This is a genomic window from Aeromonas sobria (genome assembly GCF_000820145.1).
In the GTDB taxonomy this organism is placed as follows: domain Bacteria; phylum Pseudomonadota; class Gammaproteobacteria; order Enterobacterales; family Aeromonadaceae; genus Aeromonas; species Aeromonas sobria.
In genome coordinates this window covers 1-3,049 of the sequence record NZ_CDBW01000047.1, presented here as the reverse complement: position 1 = coordinate 3,049, position 3,049 = coordinate 1, and the positions used below count along the sequence as shown (strand labels likewise).

The window sequence follows — 3,049 nt, the reverse complement described above, 5'->3', positions numbered from 1 at the left end:
TCGCCGCTACTAAGGGAATCTCGGTTGATTTCTTTTCCTCGGGGTACTTAGATGTTTCAGTTCTCCCGGTTCGCCTCGTTAAGCTATGTATCGAGGCGAACCGGGAGAACTGAAACATCTAAGTACCCCGAGGAAAAGAAATCAACCGAGATTCCCTTAGTAGCGGCGAGCGAACGGGGATTAGCCCTTAAGTTTCTTGGAAGTTAGTGGAATGGTCCTGGAAAGGCCAGCGATACAGGGTGATAGCCCCGTACATGAAAACGACCTTGAAGTGAAATCGAGTAGGGCGGGACACGTGACATCCTGTCTGAATATGGGGGGACCATCCTCCAAGGCTAAATACTCCTGACTGACCGATAGTGAACCAGTACCGTGAGGGAAAGGCGAAAAGAACCCCTGTGAGGGGAGTGAAATAGAACCTGAAACCGTGTACGTACAAGCAGTGGGAGCCCTTCGGGGTGACTGCGTACCTTTTGTATAATGGGTCAGCGACTTACATTTTGTAGCGAGGTTAACCGTATAGGGGAGCCGTAGGGAAACCGAGTCTTAACTGGGCGTCTAGTTGCAAGGTGTAGACCCGAAACCGGGTGATCTAGCCATGGGCAGGTTGAAGGTTGAGTAACATCAACTGGAGGACCGAACCCACTAACGTTGCAAAGTTAGGGGATGACCTGTGGCTGGGGGTGAAAGGCCAATCAAACTCGGAGATAGCTGGTTCTCCCCGAAAGCTATTTAGGTAGCGCCTCGGACGAATACTACTGGGGGTAGAGCACTGTTTGGACTAGGGGGTCATCCCGACTTACCAACTCCATGCAAACTCCGAATACCAGTAAGTAATATCCGGGAGACACACGGCGGGTGCTAACGTCCGTCGTGAAGAGGGAAACAACCCAGACCGCCAGCTAAGGTCCCAAAGTTCTGGTTAAGTGGGAAACGATGTGGGAAGGCTCAGACAGCTAGGATGTTGGCTTAGAAGCAGCCATCATTTAAAGAAAGCGTAATAGCTCACTAGTCGAGTCGGCCTGCGCGGAAGATGTAACGGGGCTCAAACCAGGCACCGAAGCTGCGGATTCAATCTTATGATTGAGTGGTAGGGGAGCGTTCTGTAAGTCTGCGAAGGTGTATCGAGAGGTATGCTGGAGATATCAGAAGTGCGAATGCTGACGTAAGTAACGATAAAGGGGGTGAAAAACCTCCTCGCCGGAAGACCAAGGGTTCCTGTCCAACGTTAATCGGGGCAGGGTGAGTCGACCCCTAAGGTGAGGCCGAAAGGCGTAATCGATGGGAAGCAGGTTAATATTCCTGCACGACTTGTAATTGCGATGGGGGGACGGAGAAGGCTAGGTGGGCCAGGCGACGGTTGTCCTGGTGAAAGTGCGTAGGCGGTATTTCTAGGCAAATCCGGAGATACAACGCTGAGACACGAGACGAACGCACTACGGTGCGGAAGCCATTGATGCCATGCTTCCAGGAAAAGCCTCTAAGCTTCAGATTACAAGTCATCGTACCCCAAACCGACACAGGTGGTCGGGTAGAGAATACCAAGGCGCTTGAGAGAACTCGGGTGAAGGAACTAGGCAAAATAGAACCGTAACTTCGGGAGAAGGTTCGCTCTTGACAGTGAAGTCCCTTGCGGATGGAGCAGTTGGGAGTCGCAGTGACCAGATGGCTGGGACTGTTTATCAAAAACACAGCACTCTGCAAACACGAAAGTGGACGTATAGGGTGTGACACCTGCCCGGTGCCGGAAGGTTAATTGATGGGGTTAGCGCAAGCGAAGCTCTTGATCGAAGCCCCGGTAAACGGCGGCCGTAACTATAACGGTCCTAAGGTAGCGAAATTCCTTGTCGGGTAAGTTCCGACCTGCACGAATGGTGTAACCATGGCCATGCTGTCTCCACCCGAGACTCAGTGAAATCGAATTCGCCGTGAAGATGCGGTGTACCCGCGGCTAGACGGAAAGACCCCGTGAACCTTTACTACAGCTTGGCACTGAACATTGAACCTACATGTGTAGGATAGGTGGGAGGCTTTGAAGCGATAACGCTAGTTGTCGTGGAGCCGTCCTTGAAATACCACCCTTGTATGTTTGATGTTCTAACGCAGGGCCCTGAATCGGGCTCGCGGACAGTGCCTGGTGGGTAGTTTGACTGGGGCGGTCTCCTCCCAAAGAGTAACGGAGGAGCACGAAGGTTGGCTAATCCTGGTCGGACATCAGGAGGTTAGTGCAATGGCATAAGCCAGCTTAACTGCGAGACGGACAGGTCGAGCAGGTACGAAAGTAGGTCATAGTGATCCGGTGGTTCTGAATGGAAGGGCCATCGCTCAACGGATAAAAGGTACTCCGGGGATAACAGGCTGATACCGCCCAAGAGTTCATATCGACGGCGGTGTTTGGCACCTCGATGTCGGCTCATCACATCCTGGGGCTGAAGTCGGTCCCAAGGGTATGGCTGTTCGCCATTTAAAGTGGTACGCGAGCTGGGTTCAGAACGTCGTGAGACAGTTCGGTCCCTATCTGCCGTGGGCGTTGGATGATTGAAGGGAGTTGCTCCTAGTACGAGAGGACCGGAGTGAACGAACCTCTGGTGTTCGGGTTGTCACGCCAGTGGCACTGCCCGGTAGCTAAGTTCGGAATCGATAACCGCTGAAAGCATCTAAGCGGGAAGCGAGCCCTGAGATGAGTCATCCCTGACCCCTTGAGGGTCCTAAAGGGCCGTTGGAGACCACAACGTTGATAGGTGGGGTGTGTAAGCGCGGCGACGTGTTGAGCTAACCCATACTAATTACCCGTGAGGCTTAACCATACAACACCCAAGAAGTGTTCTGAGACTTGTAACAGATACCAAGTGAACTACTTAAAAATTCAGTGATAACGACAAGCCATGAGCAACATCGTTATTCACGTCAGCTTTCTCAGATTGAAGTTATTTGCCTGGCGGCCATAGCGCCGTGGAACCACCTGATCCCATGCCGAACTCAGAAGTGAAACGCGGTAGCGCCGATGGTAGTGTGGCATTCGCCATGCGAGAGTAGGACACTGCCAGGC

General features: G+C 52.6%; 1 rRNA gene and 1 other annotated feature. The gene reads left to right on the top strand.

Annotated elements, in window-relative coordinates:
• Positions 1–2,807 (top strand) — a sequence feature (most likely nonfunctional fraction of RNA operon).
• Positions 2,808–2,934: 127 nt separating this feature from the next.
• A 5S ribosomal RNA gene (gene rrf / locus BN1135_RS20535) occupies positions 2,935–3,049 on the top strand.